This window comes from Bacillus sp. mrc49, from assembly GCF_002803435.1.
Genome location: NZ_PHNG01000539.1, coordinates 1 through 1,453 on the forward strand (window position 1 = coordinate 1; position 1,453 = coordinate 1,453).

General features: G+C 41.2%; 3 protein-coding genes. All 3 read left to right on the forward strand.

Going from position 1 to position 1,453, the window contains the following annotated elements; translation table 11 throughout:
• Window positions 1-76 precede the first annotated feature (76 nt).
• Window positions 77-421 carry a hypothetical protein gene (locus tag CVN76_RS05390; RefSeq protein WP_100530545.1) on the forward strand — a complete coding sequence of 115 codons (345 nt, stop codon included), beginning with the start codon at window positions 77-79 and terminating at the stop codon, window positions 419-421.
• A gap of 2 nt (window positions 422-423) precedes the next feature.
• The gene (locus CVN76_RS32320) at window positions 424-612 is read left to right on the forward strand and encodes a YwmB family TATA-box binding protein (protein ID WP_100530546.1); all 189 of its coding nucleotides are present in this window, start codon (window positions 424-426) and stop codon (window positions 610-612) included.
• 32 nt (window positions 613-644) lie between these two features.
• Window positions 645-1,453: UDP-N-acetylglucosamine 1-carboxyvinyltransferase (locus CVN76_RS05400; protein WP_157805544.1), on the forward strand; the 809-nt coding region annotated here is incomplete at its 3' end.

Genomic DNA, 1,453 nt, shown 5'->3' on the forward strand with positions numbered 1-1,453 from the left:
TCATCAATTGTCGGAAAAACTTGAAGTATGATTTCTCTCCTTATGGTAATAATGCATAAAAGGGGAGGGATTTAACATGTATAATGTAAACAAAAAAATGTTAATATACATAGTATTTCTTGGTTTGATGGTGATTTTAATTGGGAATAGAACGATTGTGGCAGAAACTAAACCAGATATAGTCAAAATGGTTGGACTGTTACAAGAAGATAAGGATTTGGACATAGGTGATTGGTCTGTACTCGCTAGAGAGATAAATAAAGAGATTGCAACTAAACAAGAGTTTGAAAGCGAAGTTTTCGCTTTGAAACAAAAATACCCTCAATTTCAATGGCACCGGAAAGATGATGCTTCCGGCTGGAAGGCTGAGGCGTTAACGTACAATATCGATTCAGGAACTCTAAAACTGAAGACCTGTTAGATATGTTCCAAGCAAGGGAAATTGAGAGTGTGCATGAAACAAACTTTACATCAATATCTGCACATTCAACATTGTTTAAACAACCTTTGACAAAAGAAAAATTAAATTTGCAGTTTGGGCTACGGACAGAAGGATTGGGTGAACGAACGAACTTTGTAGTTGGCACACCAATCATAACGTTTGAATATTAATATAGAGAAAATGGACGCGGAGGGGAATACTTTTGGAAAAAATCATCGTCCGCGGCGGAAAAAGGCTTAGCGGGACAGTTAAAGTAGAAGGTGCTAAAAACGCCGTTTTGCCAGTTATCGCTGCAACATTATTAGCAAGTGATGGGAAAAGTATCATTAAAGATGTTCCTACGCTCTCCGATGTATATACAATCAATGAAGTATTGCGCAACTTAAATGCAGATGTTGCCTTTCATGATAATCAAGTAACTGTAGATGCATCAAGAGAGTTATTAGAAGAAGCACCATTTGAATATGTGCGTAAAATGAGAGCTTCCGTTTTAGTGATGGGCTCCTTATTAGCAAGGAATGGCCGGGCCCGCGTGGCTCTTCCAGGCGGCTGTGCCATCGGCTCACGTCCTATCGATCAGCATTTAAAGGGCTTTGAAGCGATGGGAGCAAAGGTAAAGGTCGGCAATGGTTTCATTGATGCCGAGGTCGAAGGAAGGCTTAAGGGTGCACGTGTGTATCTAGACTTCCCGAGTGTGGGTGCCACCGAAAACATCATGATGGCAGCAACACTTGCCGAAGGTATTACTGTTCTGGAAAATGTGGCCAAAGAGCCTGAAATTGTAGATCTTGCGAACTTCCTTAATAAAATGGGTGCCAAAGTAAGAGGTGCTGGTACGGGTACGATGAGAATCGAAGGCGTCGATAAATTATATGGCGTTGAACATCATATTATACCTGACCGTATCGAAGCTGGTACATTCATGACAGCGGCAGCTCTTACTGGCGGCAACGTTCTTGTTCAAGGAGCTGTACCTGAACACCTTACTTCCCTTATTGCCAAAATGGAGGA

What these genes read in the sequence shown, in the direction of transcription:
- CVN76_RS32320 (WP_100530546.1), top strand. Translation starts at nt 424, where the DNA reads ATGTTCCAAGCAAGGGAAATTGAGAGTGTGCATGAAACAAACTTTACA.
- CVN76_RS05390 (WP_100530545.1), top strand. Translation starts at nt 77, where the DNA reads ATGTATAATGTAAACAAAAAAATGTTAATATACATAGTATTTCTTGGT.